Genomic DNA, 24,311 nt, shown 5'->3' on the forward strand with positions numbered 1-24,311 from the left:
GGGTGCGCACCAATATATACGGCAATCTAATATTTTTTTTTAAAATGGGTAGAATTAATATGACTAAAAAATCACGACAACATGTAGCACATTCAGCCTGCCTGCCCAAGCACTGCTGGCACAATTATTATTCAGCACCAGGCATCTTCATCAACAAACTTTACTTAACCTTAACCAAACCCATATGAAATTAAACAGATTTCATTTTGTGATTACAGCAATGATGTTGGCAGCCGCAGGATGCAATGACGATGATGACAATAATGGCAGCACGGAGGTGATCGCAGAAATGGATAAACAGTTTTTACTGACAGCTGCTGACGGCGGATTATTCGAAGTTAACGCCGGACAAGTCGCTTCCTCAGAGGGAACTGTTACCGCGATCAAAAACTATGGACAGGACATGGTAGGCGACCACACGGAAATGAATAAAGAACTAATGTCGCTTGCTGATAAAAATGATGTTGACCTGCCTACAACGCTTTCAAATAAAATGCAGCTGAAACTGGACACACTTTCAGGAATATCGGGAACGGCATTTGATACGACTTATGTGAAAATGATGGTGACCTCACATTTGGAAACTGTAAATCTTTTTGAAACACAGTCAATCAATGGAAGAAGCGCTGAATTGAAAAGCTGGGCAGCAGAAAAATTGCCGGAATTAAGAGCGCATTTGGAAATGGCCCGCTCATTGAAAGACTCGACAAGCAAGTAAATCAGGCATTGTTATGGAAGAAACCGTTATCCCGATCATAGAGGAACAGCTGAAAGTTGAAAAAAAAGTTATCGAAAAGGCTCGCTACACATTCGACAAAGAAGTGACCGAAGAGGACATTTTGTTGGAATTTCCACTTAATCAGGAGCATATCAGCATTGAAAAAAAGGCAATCAATCAATATGTGGAAACTGCGCCGCCAGCAGTGCGCTATGAAGGTGACACCATGATTATCTCGGTAATGCGGGAAGAAGCAGTGATAGTAAAAAAGCTGATGCTCGTGGAGGAACTTCACATTACCCGAAATACTTCGCAGGAAATGCATTCAAGTACGCACACAGTAAGGAAAGAAGAACTGATCATCAACAAGATCGAAAAGCTTAATACAGGCGAATAATTACACTTTATCAACAACTATCTTTTAAACCATTTAACAATTAGAAACCATGTCACAAACAGTAATCGGAATCTTTGAGAACAGCGCAGAGGCGCAGGAAGCTAAGGAAACCCTTATTTCAAATGGCTTTGACATAAGCCAAATTGACGTTAATCATAACATTGAAGCAGACGAAGACCGCATCACAGACGGTCAGCAAACCGAAACAGGAAGCAAAATCGGCAACTTCTTTTCTCGTTTATTCGACGACGAAGATGAGTCTGACAGATATACAAAAGCAGGCAGCCGTGGTTCTATCGTTACTGTGCACGCAACGAGCGCAGATGAAGCATTGACAGCAGCTGATATCCTGGACGACTGCGGTGCAGTGGACGTAAATGAATTTGCTGGCTCATCAACTGGCGTGGATTCAATTTACGACACTGGAAATGCGTCACGTGTTGGTGCAACGCCATATTCAACAGTTACAGACGAGGATGACACGCTTTACAGTGCTGAAACTTTGGGAACAAGCTCGCTGGATACGCCTAGTTCATTGGATACACCGAGCTCGCTGGGCACAACGAACACGCTGGATTCAACAGGAACTATTGATACAACGGATGACTATCGCGTTACTGCGGATGCAGACATTAATTCTGCTGAGTCAATTCCTGTTATTGAAGAAACATTGAATGTTGGCAAACGTGAAGTTACAACCGGCGGTGTGCGCCTGAGAAGCCGCATCATTGAAAGACCAGTTGAAGAAACGATCCGTTTACGTGAAGAGCGCGTTGACATCAACCGCAGGCCGGTTAACCGCCAGGCAACTGAGGCTGATTTTGCTACATTCCAGGAAGGAACAATTGAAGTGATTGAGCATGCCGAAGTTTCGATGGTAAGCAAAGATGCCCGCGTAGTGGAAGAAGTGAGTGTTAATAAGAGTGTTGAGGAGAAAGAGGAGATCATTCGCGACACAGTACGCAGCACCGAGGTTACAAGTGAGGATGTTACAGACCGCACATTGAACATTGACGACGACAGCGAAAAACTTACATCAAGAGAAAGAGATGCTTGGTGATAAGTCGCTCAAATAAAAAAAGACCCGTATCAGTGTGATATGGGTCTTTTTTTGTGTTAGAGATTCTATTTTTTTAAAACCAAAAACCGATCTGGAATGCGATACGTGGCTTTTCCTCCTTTTTTTCTTTTGGAATAAATGCGCCCACTGCCAATGTAAGAATGTCAACCGGAGCCAGCCAGATGCCGCCACCATAGCTGTAATGCCAGCTTTCAGAGGCATCATTGTCCAGCCACACACGGCCATAATCGAAGCTTCCGAACAGACCGTAAGTCAGTGGCAATGTGGGATTGTAACTGCTGCCCAGCCGAATACGCAGGTCTGTATCATGCCAAAGACTGCTTTTTCCATAAAAGCGTTCGGTTCGGTAACCGCGCAATCCTTGCTTCCCTCCTAATGTAGGCATTTGGAAAAATTCATAACCATTGCCAAAGTTGACCCCAGTGCCAATCTGCGAGGCAAGAATGATGTTTTCTCTTGCATCGAGACTGTTATAGAAAGAAAACTTCGCGCGCAATGCACCAAAGTTGTTGTTGTCTTGCAAATTAGTTGTCCAGTCAAATCCTGCATTGAAACGAATGCCCGTGTGCGGCGAAAAGATATTGTCGACGCTGCTGAAATTGAACAGGAACTTGCCACCCGTGAAAGTTTTGGTTTTGAAAATATCACCCGGCAGTCCACTCTCCCCGCTTGTAATATACCGTCCGCCTGTCGGCTGAATGTCTGAAATCTCAAAGAAAGGCCCCAGCGAAATAAAGCCCGCATTGCCTCCAAACCGCTTTTTAATGGCAGGATAAACATGGAATGCGCTTTGCCGCACGCGATAAAAGTCTGCATTGTCGACGATTCTTTCCGTTTCATTTCCGATGCCTGCGAAGTTAAATGCGTAAGTCGGGCCGTGATAGTAAGTGTCCAGAAAGAAATCAAACTTTTTGAACGCATTGATAAAATCACCCGTGTAATTCAGCTTGAAACCTTTTGTGGCAAATGCATAACTGCCGCCAAATGTTTGCAATGAAGCATAAGGCTCTTTTTTAAAACCATAACGCGTCATGCTTGCGCTTGCACCAATGAGAAGACCATCGTCGGGGTTAACTCCCAAAATGGGGAATGGGATCGTGATATCGTAGTTACTGTCCGCACTTCTGCGGTCGTAAACATTGTATCGATAAAGGGCAGAACGTTTATCTTTCGTCTCGGGCCCAGAAATTACGGTGTTATTTCGCAGATCGTCGTAAATAAAAGTCTTCTTACCACCGGATTTGACGCGTGAGCTGTCGGCAAACAAATCTGTCCCTAACCCGCCGATAAGCCTGATTTTGATGCCTTTCTTGACATCACCTTTTACAATGAATTCGTCATCATCGCCATTTCCATAAATGTTAATGTCCTCTGTAACATCTGCATCAAAGATCCGCTCATAATTTAAATGTTTTATTTTGCGGTCCTTCCCGGTTTCGTAAACCGACACTTTTGTACGTTTTTCATCGAGCCTCTCCACTATGATCCGCTCCTCTTCTTCTGTTCCAATGACGTTAACATGCGCACTAACAAACTCATAATGCGTCCTTGCGATTTTCAACAAATCATCCCGCCGGGTTTTCATATTTTGAATCAATGCGGGTGACGAGATTTCCCGCGCCTTATCCGGCCACGCAGCAAATGCGTTGTTAATGACTTCGTCTGTCAAATGTTGCTGAATGAATTTGGCTTGCTCCTCCCATTGCTCCCAGCTCAGTTGCGTCAGGAAAGTGCGATCGAACAGGCGTGCGCTCCATGTGGTCCATTTCAAGCTCTGAATTTCGGGACTAAAACTTTGCAGCTGCTTCAAAAACGGCAGCGAAAGCCTCGCAACGCCTGTCAGCAAACCATCATACATAGAGAAAGCCTGATCCCGGTCTCTTGGAATCGGACGGAAAAGTGTTGTCCCATCCTTCTGCTTTACCGACGACCAAGCCCATTGATCGTCATGCCGGTCCCAGTCGCCAATTACGAAATCGAAAAGTCTGGTGCGAATCGCCCAAGGCTCGTCCACTTTGTTTTTGGCGTTTTCAAGCATTTCCTCAACCAATTCGGGCGTGCTCACAATCTTATCCGGATTGCCAAAAAACGCAGCTTCCTTCCATTTTTTTCCGTCGGGCCGCTCTTCAAGGAGCGTCATTGTTCCGCCGAAAAGTGCATTATAAGTGGCGAGCGCAGGCTGCGCAGGCACATAATAAAGCTTTGGATTGGTGTGGTAAACCTTTACAGCTTCCGCCAGAACGGGCAATGAAAGCGGCGCAAATGGGTTGGTCGACAAGAAGTTGTCTTCCACCAGATATTTTGCAGCGATCATTTGATTAAATGGAAACGGCAAAAAACGGCTTACATCTTTGGTAAGGCCGCGCAATGCATATTCTTTTCCTTCGCCATCGCGCAAGCGCAGTGAATTTGTCTGGTTGCCCCCGCCTTGCTTTACGGGGATGACGCCGCCTTTAAATTTGCTCAGATCGAGAACGGGAAAGGGATATTTCTCAACATATAAAGGTCGGTTATGCTCACCAAACAGAAATTTGTGAAAACCTCCCACCGGTTTTACCACATTGCTTGTCACAAAATGGCTCGAAGAATCGCGATGCGCATTGTATTCTGTAAAGGCAACCGCGGAATCCGGGCGTTCGATGGTCTGCTTATCATTTATTTTTTTTCTAAAAATCAACTTTGCATCCTTCCCATCGGGCGTAACCTCCCAGAAATTCGTCCAGGTTTCGCCACCCTCATAAAAGTTGAGCGTCGAATAACCCAATTTGGCTGATGCGAATTGCGACCCTTTTCCTAAGCTGATCGGACTGGTTTTTGATCCGCTGCCGCTCACAATAAACGCTTGCCCATCGTTTTCGATGAACTGCAATGCGTGCTCATGTCCACTGGCAAATATGAATTTTCCATTTTTTTTGGCTCCCGCCATCACCGCCGTCCGCAGATCCTTGTAATGCTTATTGGCCATATCCTGCTTGGATCCGATGGTTGCCCGGAACAGCGCACTAATGCTTCCCAGCCCCGGCAATGGGATCCATAAATCCGGATTGAGCTCGGTAAGCGGGAAAATGTGTTGCTTGATCGTGAACCGGCCTCCGTGCGGGCCGTAAGTGTAAGGCGGATGGTGCATCGCAAAAACCACATGCTTGTTGCGGTATTTTCGCACTACATTTTCGAAAACAAATCGGAATTGCTCGCGGTTTCTGATCTCACAACCATCATTGATCTTCGAATCCCGGTCCCAATCCGTAAGCCACCATTGCGAGTCAACTACGATAATTACCACATTATCATTGAGTTCAATTGCTTCCGGGCCCGAGCAGCCGTCTAGCGGCAAGAAATAATCTTCGTAATCTTCCTTATTCTTGACGCCGCGCTTTTCGTTAATGTAATTGTCAACAAATTTTTCCTGCCGCTTCAAACCCTTCACGCCCCATCCGCGCCAGTCGTGATTTCCAGGCAGGAACACGGGTCTTCCTTTGAATTTATCGAGTGTTTCCAGTTGCGAAGTGATCCGATATTCAGCCACTTTCCGGTCGGAAGAATCCTCGGCAGGCGGCATTCCATACTCGTAAATATTATCGCCAAGGAAAATTGCCGAGCTGTTTTTGCTCTCCGTTTCAAGCTTTGTTTTGAGATATTCTAAGACCGGCGCACGGCTTTCCGGGGAGTCGTTTCCCGCATCCCCGATCAAATACATCGTGTGCTTCAAAACCAAATCGGGCGAAGGCGCGTCTTTTTCCCAATTTGCACCGTCTTTGGAAAACTGCGTTTTATAACTTGCGCAAGAGAAAATTCCTATTGCCAGAATGCCGATCATTACGATAAAAAGCGCTTTTTTCATCGGCTGATCTTTTTAAACTTCAGAACATTTCCTGCAAATAAATCATCGCCTTCATTGGAAATGTAAAGGTTTCCGGTTTTGTCAAAAGCAATTCCTTCTGGCTGAATAAACATGTTTCCATTCAGTAGATAAACCTCTTTCACTTTCCATTTGCTGTCCGTCACAACCATCATTTTGTTCACTGCGGAAATGATATACCAATCATTGGTGATCGGGTTTTTGGCCAAACCGGATGGTTTGAAACCTCGGGAAACTTTGCCCGTGAGCGCCTTGATTTCATCAACATTGATAGCAAATGTTCCGGTTGCCTGCGTCGAATCTTTGTCTGGCTCCAAAATGTAACCGGTTACGCTGGCCTTGGCATTGTCCTGTGTGCAGCTTTTGCAGAGAATATAGATTTTCCCGGATTTTTCATCTCCATACATGCCTTCATATTCTCCTTTCGGCAATATTTTTTTGAACTCGTGCACTTGCTCAGGGTCTTCATAAATGGCTTCCGAAAGCGGGAATGTGTATAAAAACCCATTGCTTTTCAGGATCACAACTTTGTCTTGCAAAATGGCAACATCTTCATAATCACCTTTTTTGGCAAACTTTGCGCTGTGTTGTCTTGGGTTGTCCCAGCCGAGGCGATAAAGCCTTCCGTCTTCATCCTGGACTGCATAAACGGTGTCCGCGCTTTGCTGATTGAATGCGATTCCCGAAATTTCAAACAGGCTTTCGGGCATGTTGAATTTGTCCGGGTCGCTGAGGTCGTAGTCTTTGTGAACTGCTTTTTCTTTTTTCGTTGAGTCGCATCCGCCAAGGGATATGCCCATTAAAGCCAGTAAACTTAGTTGCTGTAAAAATGTGGCCATCATGATTGTTTCATATCGTTTTCAAATCGGCTGTTTCCTGAGACAACAGCCTGTAAATTGCTTCTTGTGAGCGGATTAATGGTTGTGATTTTGCTATGGCAACATTGTTCAGTTCGCTGTCGATGAACACGGCTTGCACATTGTCCTGCCATTGCAATTCAATGATTTCCGTCAGCCGCTCCTTTAATTTTGGGTTATAAATTGGAAAACACACTTCAATGCGGCGGTAAATGTTGCGGTTCATCCAGTCAGCGGAGCCCATGAACACTTCGGGCTGGCCATTGTTATGAAAAATGAAAATGCGTCCGTGTTCCAGAAACCGGTCAACAATCCGCTTAACAGTGATATTTTCACTTTGCCCGGCCACGCCCGGCACAATGCGGCAAATGCTCCGGACTATCAGGTTGATCTTTACACCTGCATTAGAAGCTTCATACAATTTGTTGATCAGCACTTCTTCTTCCAGATTGTTCAGCTTAATGGTGATTCCCGCAGGCAAGCCGTTGCGCACATTCGCTATCTCACGATCCAGAAGTTGGAGGAATTTTCCCAGTAAATTAAATTGCGCCACGAGTAAATGCTGAAATGCAATCAGGTCGGAGCTGTCGGGTTTTTTCTTTTTGCTCAAAAACCGAAACAGCGTTTCCGCTTCTGCCAACATGGGCTGATGCGCGGATAGCAGAATGTGGTCGGTGTAAAATTTCGCAGTGCCTTCATTGAGATTTCCTGTTGCCAAAAGGCCCAGATAGGGCGCTGCTGCATGTTTTCTTTTGACCAATGCAAGCTTTGCGTGCACTTTAAGCGCATTCACGCTATGCACAATTTTCACTCCGGCTGACTTCATTTTTTTGGCCCAACGAATGTTGTTAGCCTCGTCAAACCTTGCTTTCAACTCCACGAGCACAGTCACTTTCTTCCCATTTTTTGCTGCGCTAATGAGTGCAAAAGCAATTTTGGAATCATGCGCCACCCGATACATTGTGGTGTAAACTTCCTCTACGAGCGGATTGATCGCAGCTTCGTTGAAAAACCGCAGAATGGTGTCATAGCTTTGGTAAGGCGCATGCACCATTAAATCTTCCGAGGTTATGGTGTCAAAAAGGGAAGTGTTTTCATTCACATTTGCGCCCGCGGTTGCAGGCGGCCATGCTGGGTAAGTCTGCGCGGGCGGACTTACGGGCAATGACGCAAGATCTTTAAGGTTATGATAACGCCCTCCCTGAACCACAGAAGCACTTTTCAAGTCCAAAGACACGATAATGTTCTGGAGGTGGCGCAATGGCAATCCAGGTTCATACAACAGCCGAGTTGCGTATCCGAGCTCGCGCTTATTTAGTTGTTTCTCAAATTTTTCGGCAACGTCGTCGCCATCTTCGTCCATCATATCCAGCTCAGCATCGCGGGTTATCTTGATGTTGAATGACTGAATTTCAATGGCTTCGGGGAACAGACTTTTGAGGTTGTGTTTGATAATGTCTTCCAGAAAAACAATGTGATCCTGTTTGTCTCGGGTGATTTTCAAAAACCGGTTCAAATTGCCTGTGGGAATGTTGACCAAGGCAACATGCTCTTCATCCGGTGGAAATCGCAGGATTGCGACAAGATAAAGCTGATTGTTTTCGGGGAAGAAAGGCGCGTTTTTTGTCAAAAAAACAGGTTGCAGAAAACCCGCAACCTGCGCAAAAAAATATTGATTGACAGCACCAAGAATGCTTCCCGGAACGCCATCTTTATAACAAAAATTGACGCCCAGATTAGCCAATTCAGGAATGACGGACTCACGTAAAATCTGCCCGAATGCATTCTGCTGCCTATCAATGATTTCGCCAGCCTTGCTATAAGCGTCCTCATCCTGATCCTGAATGGATTTTTTCTTCAAATAGGGCATCCTTACCCGGTAAAACTCATCGAGGTTGGAGGAATAAATCGAAAGAAAACGAATTCGTTCCATTAGTGGAACCACCTCATTAGCAGCTTCCTGCAAAACGCGACCATTGAAAGTGAGCCAGCTGATGTCCCTGTTGAAATAGCGAAATTGTGCCATGAATGATCAATGTTCAACCAGGATGGAAGCGATAATGAATGCCAGCACAGAAACCACAATCCCAAACATAAACACGTTGTAAGCGATGCGCAGCAACCTGTATTTCCGACCCAGCACAACGCCTTGCGAATAAACGTCTTTCGTCAAGCTGCCGTAAAGGAAATCGCGGTCGTTCATCATGCGCTGCATGCCATTGGAATAATCGCTGAACGACATTCTATAAAAGTTGCCGAAGAACAGCAAATTGACATCTTTCGTATCAATGTCCTCCTGCGTGAATGTGCCGTGCGGAATGGTCGGCCGCGTGGCCAATATGGAGAAAACCATGGTGACCATACAAACAGTGAGGAGCAGCATGGTTGGAATGATCAGATAGGTGTTGTCTTCCAGCTTGCGGATGAGGATACTCAGCAACACAGAGATGATGATCGAAGTCGTTGTGATCATGATATGTGACTTATTATCAGCCATATCGCTCAGCCGCTGGTGGTTATTGGAGCTGATCCGGAACATGGTTTCAATTCCTTTATCGGGCCGGTCGTTTTTTTGTTTTTTATCAACCATTTCCGGAATTGCATTGGCAAAGACGGATTCGGCGTATGCAGGACTTGCCGGCGCTTCTTCTTCTACGGAAGTTTCAAGCTCCTTTTCTTTCAGCTTCGCAATGTTCTTTTGCTTCTGCTTGTCGAGCAGATCGCGACAAAAATCGGTGTGAAAACGATGCGATTCCAACAATGCGATCGTGCTTTTCCGCCATTCAGCCTTATCTATTTTCCTGCCCAACCGCTGCTCTGCTTCCTTGCGCACGAGCTTGTTCCAGTCGGTGAAGTCTGTCGTGCCAAAATGGAACAGATCTGCGTCGCAAACGACTTGTTGCAGGAAATTCTTTGGATTTTGCGGCCATATCGTGGCCAGAATACAACCTTTGACCTCAGCTATCACGCTCTCATCTATTTCCTCCGAAGCCAGGAATGATGCCGCAAGCTCGGCACCGCGCTGCTCATGACCTGCTGCTTCGCCACTGCTGTAACCGGTGTCGTGAAACCACGCGGCCGTCACCACAATGAACGTTTCCTTGTCCTCCAGCCGGTAATGATTTGCGATTTTTACAGCATTGGAAACGACGGCTTCGGTGTGCACCAGATTGTGGTAATTCAGTTGTGCCAATTCTTTTGTTGCAAAAAAATGGTGGACATGATGCCTTACCTTATCAAGCCGATGGTTGTAATTCATATAAAATTAAATTTTTGAGTAGCGCTTCTATTATTTCAGCTCCATTCGGATTGGAGATTCACTCCTATCCGCAAGGCTTTGAGGCCGATAACCCCCTGTAACTCTTCCAGATCCAGGAATTCCAGATCATCGTTTAATGTCTTCTTTTCTTGCAGATAGCGGATATAACCCACATATTCTTCGGCAGATTTACTATTAAAATAAACCAATGCAATCTTCCCGGGCTGTGTAAGCCGTTCGCCAGTGCCTTTGACATGAACTTTGTCAATTCTTTTCTTAATAACCTGATAACGAATGTTATATGCGCCTTCCACGTCAAACCGGCGTTCGTCATCACGGAAACTGATGTCAATGCTGCTGGAATGGATGAAAATCAGTTGGGTTGTCTGCAACGGTTTTTCCATTTGCGGAATGAGCGCATTGGTGATTTTGGCAATGGCGGCCATGGAAGTAAGCTGCCATAACCGGATGTTTTTGAGATAAAGCTCACTGAATTTCCGCTCCGGCTCAATGGACTGACCAATGTAAATGTCGTATTCAATCCCGTCCGTGCGGAATTTTTCAAAATAACAAGGATAGGATTGCTGAATTTCCTTACGGAAAAGATCCAGATAAAGATTGACAGATGCATTCACTTTCTGCATGGAAGCTTCGAGTGCGCGCCGGTTCGAGTAAGCAGCGCCGGTCAGCTCGTCTGTTATTTCAAAATATTTGTCAATAACACTGATCAATTCGTCGCTGTCATCCGCTTCGCCTCCGGCAACAGGCTGCAACATATTGGCTTCTTTAAAATGGATCAAAAACGGATGTGCCTCTAATTCAAGGAAATCGCGCACCCGCATTTCGTCGCTGTCCGTCGCATCGTCATCGATTTCCTGGATCCATTTTTTGCATTTATAAATCATTTCATCAGCCAGCCCGAAGCCCAGCTTTTGCTTCAAAGTCGTAAACGTTTCTATCAATAAATCAAATTGTAAGTGCAAATCATCTTTGAGCGCTGCATTTCTTTCGAGCGTTGAATTTCTGATGTCGACGGCTCCATAAAGCGGGAAAACATTGCGAAAGTGGATATTTTCAATGGTCGCTGACGGCACATTCATTGCCTTATTCCGCAGATAATGCCAGGCCGTTTCCCTGAAACGCCATTGCACGGCCGGTTGCAACGAGGTAAATTTCTCACGGATCACATTGTCGATTTCAATGTTGAATTCATCAATGTAATTTTTCATCATTTGCGCAATGAGCGGCAACGCCGTGTCCAGCCGCGCCAGCACGCGCTCGTCGATGGTCTTTTTTGCCTTGGAATAAACTTCGAGCACACCAACTGCCTTGTTATCATAATAAACCGGGAGCATCGCGTACGCTTCAACGCCGTCTTCTTTCAATATGCGAATGAAATCATGGCTGTCTTCCATGGCCAGGTTGCGCATGAAAAGCACTTTTGGCGCCTGAAAATATTGGCTGGCCATGGAAAGATACATTTCTTCTGCCCGATCATCTTTGGTGGCGGCCGTCATAAGCTTGCTGAAAAGCACAGTGCTCCTGTCAAAGACAAGCTTGTTGTTGACGCGCAAAACGGCCATCACCCCGAAATCAATGTGCGCATTGCCAACCAGCATTTTCAGCGCATTGGTTACATTTTTGAAATAGGCCTGCGGGTCGTAGGAAGCGCGGTTAAGGATTGTGTTTTTGATTTGCTCCACTGCGTGCTCGGCCGTGACGTCGGTTAGTGTGATGATGGAAAAACCTTCAAACCGGAACATGGAGAATGGCAAAAGGCGCATTAAAACCGAAACGTCATTGGATTCCAGCATTTGCTTGCGGATCGCTTCCAGATCGAGCTCGGGAAGACTTCCTTTTGCATAAACATCACAAAAACGGGTGTCCAAAACGCCGCGATAATATTTTTGCAGGCCACTAACGTCGTCGGTCAGCGTAAGGATCATGTCACTTTGTGGCAGAGGCGGAAAATGATAGAGCCGTTCGAGAATAAACGAATACAGCTTTTGCATTTTTTGCTTCACATTCACGCCGCCGTCGTCCACAATGTCACAGCGGACATGGCCTGTTGTCGTATCGGTAAGGAGATTGTAAAAGCCTGACGTTCCGTAAAATACGACCGGACTTACCGGTGCACTCAACGCCCAAAAAATTTCATCTTCATTGGCGACAGGCGGCATGAGCATGCCGTAAACCAAACCCAGTTCTTCCCTGAAATTGCCGATATCTTTGAGTTCGATATCAGCCGAGAACGCTGGATTCGCCTTGAGCGTATCCAGTGCCATCGAGAAGAATGTTTTCTTGACTGTCTTTTCCTGTCCTGCTTTTTCTTCCAGGAAGCTGATAAACTTTCTGAATGAAATGGAAGAATCAACTTTTTGGAGACCGTATGGCGTATCTTGAACTACATCAATGATAGTCGGTTCCATTATTTTGTTTTGTTAAAACGCGTTGGCTGGGTGACGGGCCATTAAAATTCCGCGTTTTTTATCACACTGCCAACGCTAAACGTTTAAATTACTCTTTTAAAATTGGCTCCGGCACTTTAATGCTTGCCGAAGGCTTGATGATCATCCGCAGGGACTGGTCCTTGGTGAAATAGGCGATCATCCAGTTGTAAAGCGTTTTCATCCGGTTGCGGTGGTTGATCAGCGACACAAGGTGAATGAACAACCAGGCTAGCCAGGCGATCAGGCCCTTGAAATGCACTTTGGGCGCGGGCAGGTCTACGACGGCCTTCGCGCGTCCGATGATGGCCATCGATCCTTTGTCTTTGTATGCAAATGGTTTCAACGGCTGACCTTCCGCAATTCGTGAAAAGTTGGCTGCAAGGGTTTTTCCTTGTTGAATGGCCACTTGCGCCACTTGTGGATGTCCCGTCGGGAAATTGGGATCGGTTTGTTGCAAGGCGGCGTCGCCAATTGCGTAAATATTGTAAGTGCCGATCAGCTTGTTATGTGCGTCCACAAGCATGCGGCGACCGCGTCCGTAGGCTTCAGGCGGGACTCCTTCAAAAACTTTCCCCGTAACACCTGCAGCCCAAATCAATGTTTTGGCTTCAATGCATTCGCCTTCGCTGAAACAAACTTTGTCGTCCACAAAATCTGAAACGTGGGTGTTAAGCTTGATTTTTACGCCGAGCTTTCGCAATGCATCGTATGTGTCTTTTTGAGAGGCTTCGCTCATAGGCGATAGCAATGCGTCGCCGCCATCGACGAGATAAATCTCACTTCCTTTTCCTGCAAGCTCGGGATATTCCTTTCTCAAAATTCCATTGCGCATTTCTGCAAACATTCCTGAAATTTCAACGCCGGTGGGGCCTCCGCCTGCAATGACAACGGTCAGCAGCTTTCTTACTTCAACGGGATCTTCGGATATGGTGGCCAGCTCCATCTGTTGCAGCATTTTATTGCGCATGCCAATGGCATCTTCCAGCGTTTTCATGGGCGTGGCATTGCGCTTGACATTTTCCATCCCAAAGAAATTGGTTTCTGCGCCGGTGGCAAAAACCAGAAAGTCATATTCCAGCTCGCCATTGGAAAGAATGATCTTGTTTTCGTTGGTTACAACGCTTTTCAGTTCGCCGAGGCGAAATGTGAAATTCTGCTTGTTCCTGAACAGCTTGCGAAACGGATAACTGATGCTGGAAGGCTCCAGAAAAGCCGTAGCGACCTGATAGATCAGCGGTGGAAAAAAATTATAGTTGTTCTTATCAACCAGTGTTATTTCAAACTTGCTGTTTTTCGCAAGGTCAATGGCAAGATTAACACCTGCAAAGCCGCCTCCAACGATTACAATCTTCATAGTTTCTTACTGTTAATAGGGGGTTATCATAATTTATTCGCTCCGAAATCCGACGACAGTTTGCTAGCTTCCCCTATGTAAGAATGAATCGAGAAACGTGCTAGGCCAGGCTGTCGGTCATTTTTCCAGACTTTTTCAAATATTTGATATATCCATAAACCAGCCCCAGAAATACGCCGATGCCTATGAAAAGCTTCACGCGCGTATCGCTATCGGGAGTGAGTTCGGGATATCTGAACAGAATGATCGCCGTGATCCCCATTAACCAGACGAACAAGGTGTTATATTCCTTTAAAATCCATCGCTTATAATTGAAGCGCATGTCATTGAATGTCTCGGACATGCCGCTGAAATTGATAATCCAACGATTGACTCTCTTGCAATAATTGTCAAAATCAGCACCAAACTTGTTGCGTAAAAAATTCTCTTCTGCAAGCACGATCGCCTGATATATGAACAAAAAAGATGGCATAACAATGCCCACATAAACCAAAGAATTGGACAAAATCCCGACTCCCAAAAGCATCAGAATGTTTCCTACATAAAGCGGGTTACGGCAATGTTTGAAAATGCCTTCGGTCACCAGCTTTTCTGCGTAAACCCTCCTGTCGCGCCCGCCGCGGATAATGTATGCAAGCCCAATCGTAATGCCGCGAATGATTTCTCCTGAAAAAGTGACCAGCAACCCCAGAATGATCGGGAACAAATAATATTTTTCTCCAAACTGCTCTGGCTTAAACAGCATAGGCGAAGGAAGGAACAGCAACAGATAAAGAAAAATGAATAAAATGTTCCTGAACCTGAAAAAGAAATTACCAATAGTGATCATTTTTTATAAGCGATTAATCCCGAAAAGTTATACCATTTAAAGAAGGTCTCACAATCTCCAAACCCAGCTTCTTTCAACAAAAGCAAATTTTCGGAGAGCTTGTAAGGGATCAGAACGTTTTCCAATGCCTCCCTTTTTTGCGAAATTTCCATCTCGCTGTAATGGTTACGGCGCTTATAATTGTAATAATATTTGATAAAATCCCTGTTAAAAACCGTGCTTTCCGCGAGCACTTTCTCCACCAGTAATAACACTCCTCCGGGATTCAATCCTTCGTAGATGTTGCGCAACAACCGCTCTCTATAAAGCGGCCTAACAAATTGCAATGTGAGGCAAAGGATCACAACCGAAGCATTCTTAATCGGCAGCTTTTCGTGCAGATCACCTGTGACCAACTCATATGGACGGACAAAACCGGCCTCCTTCAATTTAATGTCACACTTGTCAAGCATCTCCGTCGATTCGTCGATTCCGATGAAGCGAATGTCGGACGGGATGAGCTTATCCACTTCGATCATTGTGGTGCCTGTGGAGCAGCCTAAGTCGTAAACAAAACTTCCTTCTTTGGCGTGATCCGCCGCTATTTCTCCTAACATGCGCTGCATCTCGTTGTAAAACGGGACTGACCTGCTGACCATGTCGTCAAAAACTTTTACGACTGTTGTGCCAAATTTAAAGTCCGACACTTTGGTAATTTCATCTTCAAAAACATTGTCGCGCTCGGGCTGCGGTAATTCACTCATTGTAAGGTTCGGTTTTCCGGATTTCGCCGTTAGAAATATTTTGATCAAAAACCCTGCCATCTGCCCGTTTGAGCGGCGACACGGAATTTGTCCTTAAAATTGATAAATAAAAGACAAATTCCATTCGCTGCCAGCAATACTTAAAGATTTTACCGGATTAAACCGGTTTAATGCGCTGCACAACTGTTTTACCCGTTGCTATTTCGGTTCCTTTCAATTCAATGTAAAGCACATTGGGAGACCAGAATGTCCCGCCGTCGATCCGGATGAAAACGCGGCTGAGAATGCATTCTTTTTTGTCAATGTTTGCGTAAACGTGATATTCGTTCTTGCTGTCTTTTCGTAGAATGAGCGGCATTTTCGAATAAGCCACCGAGCGTAACTCAAAGGCCGCGTTCCCGATCGGCTTTGAATTAATGCCGTATGCAAACTTGCGCTGTAAATAATTGAGATCTCTCCTTTCGCCTCCGTCGGTGTATCTGATCCAGAATGCATCAACGGGTGTTTTGCGACTTACCTGGCCGCGCTCATCCATATTAAGATGATATACAATTGTATTCGCATTGGGATCACGCTGGATGTAGAAAAGTAGTCCGGGGATGTTCTTTGGTACGGGAAACTCGTCGGGCTCAGCAACTGAGGCGTTCGAATTTTTATCTGCAGAATGACTTCCTGTATACGAACACAGCAGCAGGCCCAAGGCCAGGATAATACTGACTGCGTTTTTCATAAAATTTGTTGAGTACTATAAATAAATTGCCTGAGCGATCAGCTCGCGGTCACATTCTCCATTTTGAAGCACTTCTTCAACCATTGCGGCGTTACCCGAAAACGGCCCGGAAGATTGTATTTTCAATGTGGCCATGGCCGCACCGAACTCACCCGCTTCCTGCACACCTGCTCCCTGAATTCTTTTATTCAAATATCCTGCCATGTAAGTGTCGCCGCAGCCGGTCGCATCCACGATCGACGTTGGTTTGTATGCTGGAATTCTGAAAAAATCATTGTTTTTATAGATCAGTGAGCCTTTGCTGCCCAATGTGATGATCACTTCTTTTACACCAAGATTCGCCAAATATTCGGCGCCCTTGCGCACGTCACTGGTTCCGGTCACCACTTCCATTTCAAACTCGTTCGCTTTGAGGATCGAAACATGCGGAAGCGCTTCTTTTTTATCGGCCCAGTCTTTATACAAAACCTTTTGATCCTTGACATAGCGGAGATAGCCCTGGATATCCAGTGAAACCGTGCCTTTTTCGGCAAGTGATTTCAGCAGATCGACCGTAATATCATCCGAAAGCAACGGACCCAAATGAAAAATTCTCGATTCTAAATCAGGCATTTGATCCGTGGTGAATGGCGCTGCTTTGTGCAACACATTCTGTACGCGGTGATCCTGATTGGCACTGTAAATATTCTCGAAATAAACCGTGTGCTCACTCGGCTGAGCGAACACTTCAATGTTCTCTTTCCTTAATGCAGATACGATGTGGTTCTCTGATTCTGCCAAAGCCGTTACCAGCACGTAATTCACATCAAACTCCCGAAGTGCTTTCGAAAAGTAAAAAGATGTGCCTCCCGGCATGTATTTGACAGACTGGGCGGTTACCACTTTATCCAAAGTAATGTGCCCTATGGTACAAATGTCGTACATGTTCTTTTCAATTTAATTTTACCAAGGCTGGTGTCGGTGCCCGGCAAAAGTTTACAACTAACCCAAAATCCTGATTGTATCCGCTATTTGCGCAAAATCGGTAATCTCAATATCTGCGTCCGAAACTTCCAGCTTCGTCTCGCCTGCATCTTCCCATCCTTTCACATTCAGCCAGATCGTTTTGCAGCCCAATGATTTGGCTGGCTTAATGTCCTTGGAATAAGAATCTCCGACGACAACACATTCCTGGGCAGGCAGCGCAAGTTGTTCAATGCCAAGCTGATAAATCTGCGGATCGGGCTTCCGGACGCCAACAACAGCAGATTCAACGACGGCCTGGAAATAACCGCTTATGCCAAAGTCCTGCAAAACCCGATTAATGTTTCCGTAAAAATTCGAAACCATCACGAGCGGATATGATTCTGCGAGTTTTGCCAAAACGGGCGCAGCTTTTTCAACATTAGTGCGTGCAACAAGGTCACATTCGCGTGCTATGGATTCAATTGCTTCATCATTCAGCTCAAATCCTTTTTGTCTCAAAAAATCAAATTGCTGCTCAACTTTCAGAAACAAAACATCATAAAACACATGATGCGGCTCAATGATTGGTTTGATTGCCAGGGCTTTCTCGCCATATTTATAAGCCTCCGCAAATGCTTCCCGGTCAATATTTACCTGATTATGCTGGTAACTTTCCCATAAAACATTAGCCCAATGCAGGCCGTTGGTGTCGATCGTGCCACCGTAATCAAATAAAATCCCTTTAATCATAATCGTTGACTTGCAGGAACCGTTTGCAGGTCGCCTGAAACCGGTCCGCTTTTACTTAATTCTTTATGCTTTGGCTTTTTGTTAATCAATAACAGTCCAATAATGATCCATACGATTTCTCTGATGCGCATTACTATTCCAATAAACACACCCTGAACCGGTAAAAACCCCACGCTGCCTAAGGCAAGTGCCAGTCCGCCTTCTCTTGTGCCCAGTTGCATGGGGAAGAAGAAAATCAGGTTTGCAAAAAGCGATGATCCCGAACTGACGATTAATGCTTCTGACCAGCTCATTCCCAGACCGATAGCGTGTGCAGTGAAGAAAATCTCGGCGCAGCCAATGACGCGAGCCGTGAACTCATAAAACAATGAGATGTAAAAAATGTTTCTCCTTTCGGCATATAAAATGCGGATTTGTTCGTCCACTTCGAATAAATTTTCGGCATTCTTCTCCGCAAATGCATTTGCCTTGTTTTTGATAAATGGAATTTTGCTTAGCAACCGAAAAGTGCTGACCGTAAATCCTTTTTTATAAACATTGATAAACCAATAACCTAAAACCAAACCTGTCACCAGCAGCAGACCGCAGCCCGCTAACATCACATTGTTCAATGGCACAACTGCCACGATCAGCACAATGGACGCCAGCCAGAAAAGGACATGCGAAAACATGTGCATTAAGCTGTATAACAACACCGAAGAAGTTGCTTTCTGAATGCCTAATGCAGGTTTCAGTTCCAGAATCCGGTATGGCTCGCCGCCCAAGGCAACGAATGGCGTAATGTAATTGATGGCATAACCCGAAATCGTAAGCCGCAAAACCGACCAGAATGTGAGGTTACTTTCAGGCAAACCGGGTTCTTTGATAATTGCTCTGAAAGCCAACGCATTCAGAATATAGATCACCAGCCAGCTCCCGATAACGGGGATGAACCAGATGCCTGTCCTGTTTATATTTTCCCAAATCACCATCGGTCCCGTGCCATAGATCATATAGCCCAGTGAAATAATGCCGATCGCCATGAAAAGGGCTTTATACGCCTTGGTACTCATTCGTTTTTTCAGTCAAAATCTTTTGATAAAAATAACGGCTCACTTTCTCCTGGTTCACGATCATGTAAATCAGGATCGGGTTGAGGACGAAAATGTCAAAGAAAAAATAGATCCACGATTGATCCAGGAACAACCATAGGAACAAGAAAAGCACCCGTGTGTTGAACTGGACAATGTTGGTGTATTTCATCAATGGCTTATTATGCGCACGAAAATCGGTTACGAGCGCTTGCGGCAGGCCATTTGGATATTTTGACCGCACTGTTGCCAGCAGTTTTTGCAAATTCGGCGAAAAGCTTTCCTGTAATTTGGTGTAATTCAGATAAAACCGGGCGATAAACTTCATGCCGAAATTTGATTTCCAGCTCAGGTTATCATATTCTTTTTGCAGGTCACGGCTGTTATCCAGCTCGCTTCCGGATGTTCCTTTGATAAAAAACAAATGCACATTGCGGTAATAATCGGCCATGGCTGATTGCACCACATGCGAAGCGCCCGCAAGCACACCCGGCACCCATATCCAGGCACTCCAACCCTCGTTCTGACTTCTCAAACAAAGCGCAATGTGAATGGCAATAAACCAGAAATCGCCCGCTGCACCATCCAGAATGCGGCCTAACCGGCTTTTATCATTTGTCATCCTTGCAAGCTGTCCGTCTGCGCTGTCCAGCGAATTGGCAATCACCAAAAGCAACATCCCGATTACATTGATCCACAATTCCTGATAATAAAACAGAATCCCGGCGGCGACGCCGAAGAAAATGCTGATGATCGTAACCGGATTGGGCCTTAACCCGATCTTGGCACAAAACAATGCGATCTGATAACCAATGGGACGATAAAACCAGATGTCAATCCGCTCTTCGGTGTCACTGGATTTCAGTGATGCCTGGAATGCATTAACCTCAGTGTCAGCGGCGCTTTCTTTAATAACTGGATCCATTAATTGCTTTTTGTAAATTTCTCGTACAACATTCCGGCGATGTGTTCTGCGGCCTGATCGCGGCACGGTGCAAAACTGGGCCAGTCATTTAAGTCAATAATGCGGAAATCTCCATCCTTCCCCACAATCGCGTCTCCGCCGTAAATATCAATTCCAACCGCTTCGGCCGCCGCTGTCGCCACTTGCTTCAACCGGTCTGCGTCAAACGAATAATAATGCGAATCACCGTTAATGTTCTGATATTCAACATATTTATGGTGGTTGTTGTCATATGGATAAAACCAGAAGAAAAAGTCTGTCCCGCTTACACCATAGAATTTTACCAAATCACCAATCAAATGCTTGCTGATCACCGCATCAGGAATGTCGCGCAATGCATATTCTCTCAATATTTCCCGTGCTTCCTCGCGGGACGCCGCAAATGAAACATCTTCTTTATGGATCGCGTGAAAATCGCCTCTTTTGATCCAGTAACCCTTCCCGGTGATTGCATCGAAAACATCATCGCCCGTATAATTAGTTGGCACAATGTAACTTTCGGCAACCGGAATGTTGTTTTGGCTAAGTGCATAGGTCAAGTTTGTCCGGAAACAGTTCTCAATCCCGAATGCAGAGTTAATGATCTGTGTGCCATTTGCTTCCAATGTTTGCAGCTTCTTGACTACTTCCTTTTGACGGGCCATGGTGAAGATTTTTTGCTCAGCAATGTTTTCATTTTTCAGAAAATCATCTTCAAAGCTGATCGTCACCTTACAACCTAATTTTTCCAGTTTCTTTGCCGTCAAAGAAAAAATCGCATCGTCATTTCCAATGTGGTTAGGCGAGAATTTGCGGTTTCGCGGCACACCTAAAATATTTAATTCACTCATTTACGCTTCGGCAGGCGAAAAGCTCCTGCCTTTAATTGATGTCAGTAATTCTATTTATTTAAATCAAACCGCAGTTTCGGGGCTTAAGAAAAGCTCGGCTGTGCGGATATCCTGTACGTGGTCCACGTCCACTATTTTCGAAAACGGATATGCTTTCAGTTCAATGCCGCTTTCCAGCAACTGGCGTTGAAAGTTGCGCATCCTGCTCACGCCACCCAGCACGGCTTCACTTACAAGCGCAATGGCATCTTTTCTAAGGCAATAAATCCCTCCCGAAACGAAGCTCGTTTGCGTGCTGTTCTGGTCAGTGAATGCGGTTATATTTTGCTCATTATCAAGCGTTACAAACAATGGACTTTCGTCATCAATGAAGCTCGTAACCGCCATAAGGCCGCCCAGATGCTCATTTTGCGCAAATTCCTGAATGTATGCCGTAAACTCTTCTTCCTTGAAAACCGTGTCGGTTGTTGTCAGACAAATTGCTTTCAATTCCGGATCACTTCCCAGCAATTCATAGACACTGTGCAAGGAACTCGGCGTTGATTTTTTTACAATGTGAATCGGCAATGTGAGGCTCAGGTCGGACAAATGACTTTCCAATGCAGCGGAGTCTTCATTGATAATGATCATGATCTTTTCTGCGTCGTTCCGCATGAAAATCCCTATCAGCCTGTCTATCAGCATTTCTCCGTAAAGACTCACCATTGGTTTGGGAAGGGTGAAACCTTCCTTTGCCAAACGCGAACCTTCGCCAGCTGCTATAATTGCGTAATTCATATTGATTGGTGTCGTTATGCTAATTAAAAATCAAGCCTGAATCGCGCCCTGATGCCCCATTCCGACACATTCGGATTGTCGAGATAAGTGAAACGTTTTACCAGATCCACGCGCAGCAATTTGAAAATGTTGGCAATCCCAACGCTTCCTTCAATGTATGGTTCACGCGATAATGTGTAACTGATCGGCCTGCCTTGCTCATCGATCGGGAAGCGGAAAAGTCCGGGGTTCATTGCTGGGTTGTTTTCATCACGCAGACCGCCCATAAGTCCTTTGAAGCTGAAAACTTCTCTCAATTTCAATTTTTTCAACAATGGTATTTTATTAAAAAGGAACCCATTCATGTAATATTGAACGTCCAGACTCGCGTAATGATCACTCACAAATTCCAGGAAGTTCATCAGGTTATAGCTGTTGAGCTGGTAAGCATAAGTCTGGTTGGCGCGGTGAACGGTCAGCAATGGAAACAGCACTTTGTTACCCAGAATATAACTTCCTTCGGCAGTCACATCCGCATATCCGAACTGAGACAAATAAACCCGTTTGGTAATGTTGGCTGAAACGTTGTGGTAACGGTTTTGACCTTCAAAAACACCTTTCAAACCTGCATTGTAGCGCAATGTGAAAATCGGATATTTGTTAATGATCGGCGTGCGATAAAGCTTGCCCTGATAATATTGCTCGTGCGGTGCATAGCGCAATTCCACATTGGCTTCCGTGTTACTAAGTCCGCCTACATTCTCCAATTCGCCTTCATCGTTCAGCCTTTCATAGCGCAGGATGCCCGCAGGCGTTTGTCTCCACTGCGTAAAACCAATTTTGTAGGAAAAGCGGCTTTCGAATTCACGTACATATTCCAGTTTGTAAACATCATTGTAAAGCCAGCGGTTGTTGTCGCCTCTTTTGAAGGACAAAAGAAAGTTATCCTCTTGCACAAACTGCAAATCCTGGCCCGGAATCTTGGTGTCGCGCTGGTAACTTGCGCGGATGTAATTCAGCGGAAAATGGTAAACCGACTTGTTATTGAACGAGTAAGTTCCGCTCAGGAAATATTTCCACTTCTGATCCTTAAAACCGTAAGCTGCATAAGTTTCAAAATAAACCCGCTTGCTAAAATCCGTCGTGGTCCTTCCGCCGAAACGCAGCCTGAAACCCTCCACCGGATTGAAACTGTAAAACGTGTTCACCGGCCCGATTTCCACTTTCCCGAAAGATTTGTAACCCGAAAGCAAGAGCGTAGCAATGTCCATTGTTCTCCGGAAAGAAGGAATGGTTTGCAGCGTGTCTACATTTTTGTAAATGTTGAGCTCCATGGCTTCCAAAGGCAAGTGGCGCGCATTCGCCCAATAAGCCTCCCCTGTTTTCACCTCGGGGTTGAATGCAATTTCTTCCCCGGGACCGGCATAAACGCTGTCGGGCCGGCTTTGATTAAGCGTATAATTTTTGAAATTGACAACGCGCTGGCCGTAAAAACCTGCATTCTTCTCACCGAGCGCAAACTCCATTCCCAGTGTTGTCTTAACCGGGTGGTAACGTCCGTCCGGTCCTTTTTCATATTCCAAACGCGCTTCCAGGTCACGCATGAAATTGAGATTAATGTCTTTATTGACAGTAAGATAAGCGTTTTGCACGCCATAATTTCCATCCAAAGTGATAAACAGCTTGCCTTCAAAAAGCATATCTGTTTTGTTTCTTGGAACAAACCCAAGCTCAACCAGCCACGGCGTGTTTGTTTTGATCGTGTCGCGAATGAAGAATTTGTAAAAAGTCGGCGCGGAGTTTGCAATCGGGCTTAGCAACAGGTTTGTTGCAATGGAAATATCATTTTCATAAAGGTTGACATCTTCATAAAGTCTGTTGAAATAAGCGCTTAACCCATCATTATCTATAAATTTCGCATCAAACTCTGCTCTTCTGTTCGCAAGCACCCATTGTTTTATGGTGTATGGATTTTTGCGGAAATAAATCTGCGACAGTTTTTCCTGAATATAAGCTGGCAACAAGTTTTTGCCGCCCATGGCCGTTGAATCCTGGTCCTGGAACAAAAACTGGTAATTCCTGAAAATGCGTTTCTCTTTGAAGTTATCTGAAAGGTTGCTCAGCGCAAACGAGATCTTTTCATATTGCTCATACTCGACAAAGTTGTTGGCCGCCATTTTGTTCTGATCCTTATGTGCGATCACCTCGCGGATCAGCTGAACAGCCGGATTGTCTTTGTTTCTGTAACGACCTCTTCCCTTGATGGTTACTTCTTTCAGCATGGAGGCGTCAACCGCCATCTTAATGTTGATCACCTGCTCAATGCCGGGTGTGATCGGTTTTTCAATGCTGAGATATCCTACGTAAGTGAATTTGACAGTTTTATATTCTTCACGCAATGTTAGTGCATATTTTCCGTCTGCATCCGAGGCAGTTCCCATTGTAGTCCCGGGAATGAGGATCGATACAAAAGGCAGTGTTTCGCCCGTTTTTGCATCTGTAATTGTTCCTTTAATCGTGGTGCTTTGCGCTATGGCAGTTACTGATGCAACCTGTACAAGACAGATGATCAGCAAAACTTTTGACCATATCGACTTAGTTATTGTTTTCATTTTTGGACATCATAACGTGTTTTTTCATGACTTTTCAATGCATCATTTGCGCCGGAAACCCGGATGCCGAAGCCCGGCAAACGCATAATGATCAATTCGTCAACCTA

At 45.3% G+C, this 24,311-nt stretch carries 19 protein-coding genes; 3 read left to right on the plus strand and 16 right to left on the minus strand.

Going from position 1 to position 24,311, the window contains the following annotated elements; translation table 11 throughout:
* The first annotated feature begins 184 nt into the window (after positions 1-184).
* The 3 genes from LZG73_RS02895 to LZG73_RS02905 are packed head-to-tail and all read left to right on the plus strand — an operon-like array spanning position 185 to position 2,175.
* Positions 185-718, plus strand: coding sequence for a DUF4142 domain-containing protein (locus tag LZG73_RS02895; protein WP_233846015.1), 534 nt, complete (start codon positions 185-187; stop codon positions 716-718).
* A 13-nt stretch (positions 719-731) separates the two neighbouring features.
* Positions 732-1,115, plus strand: a complete 384-nt coding sequence (locus LZG73_RS02900; protein ID WP_233846016.1) for a YsnF/AvaK domain-containing protein — start codon at positions 732-734, stop codon at positions 1,113-1,115.
* Between the two features lie 49 nt (positions 1,116-1,164).
* Entirely contained in the window at positions 1,165-2,175 is a 1,011-nt protein-coding gene (locus tag LZG73_RS02905; protein WP_233846018.1) for a YsnF/AvaK domain-containing protein, read from the plus strand.
* Between the two features lie 73 nt (positions 2,176-2,248).
* Here the strand turns inward: LZG73_RS02905 and LZG73_RS02910 are convergent, their stop codons facing one another.
* From LZG73_RS02910 to LZG73_RS02985, 16 genes are all read right to left on the minus strand, one after another.
* The gene (locus LZG73_RS02910) at positions 2,249-6,037 is read right to left on the minus strand and encodes a metallophosphoesterase (protein WP_233846019.1); all 3,789 of its coding nucleotides are present in this window, start codon (positions 6,035-6,037) and stop codon (positions 2,249-2,251) included.
* Entirely contained in the window at positions 6,034-6,897 is an 864-nt protein-coding gene (locus LZG73_RS02915; RefSeq protein ID WP_233846020.1) for an SdiA-regulated domain-containing protein, read from the minus strand. The genes LZG73_RS02910 and LZG73_RS02915 overlap by 4 nt, the downstream gene beginning before the upstream one ends.
* Positions 6,898-6,904: 7 nt before the next feature.
* Complete coding sequence (gene ppk1, locus LZG73_RS02920) at positions 6,905-8,938, minus strand: polyphosphate kinase 1 (RefSeq protein ID WP_233846021.1); 2,034 nt, start codon at positions 8,936-8,938, stop codon at positions 6,905-6,907.
* A gap of 6 nt (positions 8,939-8,944) precedes the next feature.
* Positions 8,945-10,171, minus strand: coding sequence for a Pycsar system effector family protein (locus LZG73_RS02925; RefSeq protein WP_233846022.1), 1,227 nt, complete (start codon positions 10,169-10,171; stop codon positions 8,945-8,947).
* A gap of 35 nt (positions 10,172-10,206) precedes the next feature.
* Positions 10,207-12,600 carry a GAF domain-containing protein gene (locus LZG73_RS02930; RefSeq protein ID WP_233846023.1) on the minus strand — a complete coding sequence of 798 codons (2,394 nt, stop codon included), beginning with the start codon at positions 12,598-12,600 and terminating at the stop codon, positions 10,207-10,209.
* An 88-nt stretch (positions 12,601-12,688) separates the two neighbouring features.
* On the minus strand, positions 12,689-13,975 hold the full coding sequence (locus LZG73_RS02935) for an NAD(P)/FAD-dependent oxidoreductase (RefSeq protein ID WP_233846024.1): 1,287 nt from the start codon (positions 13,973-13,975) through the stop codon (positions 12,689-12,691).
* A gap of 100 nt (positions 13,976-14,075) precedes the next feature.
* On the minus strand, positions 14,076-14,804 hold the full coding sequence (locus tag LZG73_RS02940; RefSeq protein WP_233846025.1) for an isoprenylcysteine carboxylmethyltransferase family protein: 729 nt from the start codon (positions 14,802-14,804) through the stop codon (positions 14,076-14,078).
* Positions 14,801-15,547 (minus strand): carboxy-S-adenosyl-L-methionine synthase CmoA, encoded by a 747-nt coding sequence (gene cmoA / locus LZG73_RS02945; protein WP_233846027.1) that lies wholly within the window; start codon positions 15,545-15,547, stop codon positions 14,801-14,803. The genes LZG73_RS02940 and cmoA overlap by 4 nt, the downstream gene beginning before the upstream one ends.
* 157 nt (positions 15,548-15,704) lie before the next feature.
* Positions 15,705-16,277: a DUF4833 domain-containing protein gene (locus tag LZG73_RS02950; protein ID WP_233846029.1), complete on the minus strand. Its 573-nt coding sequence runs from the start codon at positions 16,275-16,277 to the stop codon at positions 15,705-15,707.
* A 15-nt stretch (positions 16,278-16,292) separates the two neighbouring features.
* Positions 16,293-17,201 carry a PfkB family carbohydrate kinase gene (locus LZG73_RS02955; protein ID WP_233846031.1) on the minus strand — a complete coding sequence of 303 codons (909 nt, stop codon included), beginning with the start codon at positions 17,199-17,201 and terminating at the stop codon, positions 16,293-16,295.
* A gap of 57 nt (positions 17,202-17,258) precedes the next feature.
* Positions 17,259-17,972: an HAD family hydrolase gene (locus LZG73_RS02960; protein WP_233846032.1), complete on the minus strand. Its 714-nt coding sequence runs from the start codon at positions 17,970-17,972 to the stop codon at positions 17,259-17,261.
* The gene (locus LZG73_RS02965; RefSeq protein WP_233846033.1) at positions 17,969-19,024 is read right to left on the minus strand and encodes a lysylphosphatidylglycerol synthase transmembrane domain-containing protein; all 1,056 of its coding nucleotides are present in this window, start codon (positions 19,022-19,024) and stop codon (positions 17,969-17,971) included. The genes LZG73_RS02960 and LZG73_RS02965 overlap by 4 nt, the downstream gene beginning before the upstream one ends.
* Positions 19,005-19,967 (minus strand): CDP-alcohol phosphatidyltransferase family protein, encoded by a 963-nt coding sequence (locus LZG73_RS02970; protein WP_233846034.1) that lies wholly within the window; start codon positions 19,965-19,967, stop codon positions 19,005-19,007. Before LZG73_RS02970 ends, LZG73_RS02965 begins: the two co-directional genes overlap by 20 nt.
* Positions 19,967-20,836, minus strand: coding sequence for a hypothetical protein (locus tag LZG73_RS02975; RefSeq protein ID WP_233846035.1), 870 nt, complete (start codon positions 20,834-20,836; stop codon positions 19,967-19,969). The genes LZG73_RS02970 and LZG73_RS02975 overlap by 1 nt, the downstream gene beginning before the upstream one ends.
* A gap of 63 nt (positions 20,837-20,899) precedes the next feature.
* On the minus strand, positions 20,900-21,613 hold the full coding sequence (locus LZG73_RS02980; protein WP_233846036.1) for a sugar phosphate nucleotidyltransferase: 714 nt from the start codon (positions 21,611-21,613) through the stop codon (positions 20,900-20,902).
* Between the two features lie 23 nt (positions 21,614-21,636).
* On the minus strand, positions 21,637-24,204 hold the full coding sequence (locus tag LZG73_RS02985; protein ID WP_233846037.1) for a DUF5686 and carboxypeptidase-like regulatory domain-containing protein: 2,568 nt from the start codon (positions 24,202-24,204) through the stop codon (positions 21,637-21,639).
* Positions 24,205-24,311: the final 107 nt, after the last annotated feature.

This window comes from Dyadobacter sp. CY326 (assembly GCF_021390515.1).
Classification (GTDB): domain Bacteria; phylum Bacteroidota; class Bacteroidia; order Cytophagales; family Spirosomataceae; genus Dyadobacter.

What these genes read in the sequence shown, in the direction of transcription:
- LZG73_RS02985 (WP_233846037.1), bottom strand. Translation starts at nt 24,204, where the DNA reads ATGAAAACAATAACTAAGTCGATATGGTCAAAAGTTTTGCTGATCATC.
- LZG73_RS02965 (WP_233846033.1), bottom strand. Translation starts at nt 19,024, where the DNA reads ATGAGTACCAAGGCGTATAAAGCCCTTTTCATGGCGATCGGCATTATT.
- LZG73_RS02930 (WP_233846023.1), bottom strand. Translation starts at nt 12,600, where the DNA reads ATGGAACCGACTATCATTGATGTAGTTCAAGATACGCCATACGGTCTC.
- LZG73_RS02895 (WP_233846015.1), top strand. Translation starts at nt 185, where the DNA reads ATGAAATTAAACAGATTTCATTTTGTGATTACAGCAATGATGTTGGCA.
- LZG73_RS02925 (WP_233846022.1), bottom strand. Translation starts at nt 10,171, where the DNA reads ATGAATTACAACCATCGGCTTGATAAGGTAAGGCATCATGTCCACCAT.
- LZG73_RS02975 (WP_233846035.1), bottom strand. Translation starts at nt 20,836, where the DNA reads ATGAGTGAATTAAATATTTTAGGTGTGCCGCGAAACCGCAAATTCTCG.
- LZG73_RS02950 (WP_233846029.1), bottom strand. Translation starts at nt 16,277, where the DNA reads ATGAAAAACGCAGTCAGTATTATCCTGGCCTTGGGCCTGCTGCTGTGT.
- LZG73_RS02960 (WP_233846032.1), bottom strand. Translation starts at nt 17,972, where the DNA reads ATGATTAAAGGGATTTTATTTGATTACGGTGGCACGATCGACACCAAC.
- LZG73_RS02980 (WP_233846036.1), bottom strand. Translation starts at nt 21,613, where the DNA reads ATGAATTACGCAATTATAGCAGCTGGCGAAGGTTCGCGTTTGGCAAAG.
- LZG73_RS02900 (WP_233846016.1), top strand. Translation starts at nt 732, where the DNA reads ATGGAAGAAACCGTTATCCCGATCATAGAGGAACAGCTGAAAGTTGAA.
- LZG73_RS02910 (WP_233846019.1), bottom strand. Translation starts at nt 6,037, where the DNA reads ATGAAAAAAGCGCTTTTTATCGTAATGATCGGCATTCTGGCAATAGGA.
- LZG73_RS02915 (WP_233846020.1), bottom strand. Translation starts at nt 6,897, where the DNA reads ATGATGGCCACATTTTTACAGCAACTAAGTTTACTGGCTTTAATGGGC.
- cmoA (WP_233846027.1), bottom strand. Translation starts at nt 15,547, where the DNA reads ATGAGTGAATTACCGCAGCCCGAGCGCGACAATGTTTTTGAAGATGAA.
- LZG73_RS02940 (WP_233846025.1), bottom strand. Translation starts at nt 14,804, where the DNA reads ATGATCACTATTGGTAATTTCTTTTTCAGGTTCAGGAACATTTTATTC.
- LZG73_RS02935 (WP_233846024.1), bottom strand. Translation starts at nt 13,975, where the DNA reads ATGAAGATTGTAATCGTTGGAGGCGGCTTTGCAGGTGTTAATCTTGCC.
- LZG73_RS02905 (WP_233846018.1), top strand. Translation starts at nt 1,165, where the DNA reads ATGTCACAAACAGTAATCGGAATCTTTGAGAACAGCGCAGAGGCGCAG.
- LZG73_RS02970 (WP_233846034.1), bottom strand. Translation starts at nt 19,967, where the DNA reads ATGGATCCAGTTATTAAAGAAAGCGCCGCTGACACTGAGGTTAATGCA.
- ppk1 (WP_233846021.1), bottom strand. Translation starts at nt 8,938, where the DNA reads ATGGCACAATTTCGCTATTTCAACAGGGACATCAGCTGGCTCACTTTC.
- LZG73_RS02955 (WP_233846031.1), bottom strand. Translation starts at nt 17,201, where the DNA reads ATGTACGACATTTGTACCATAGGGCACATTACTTTGGATAAAGTGGTA.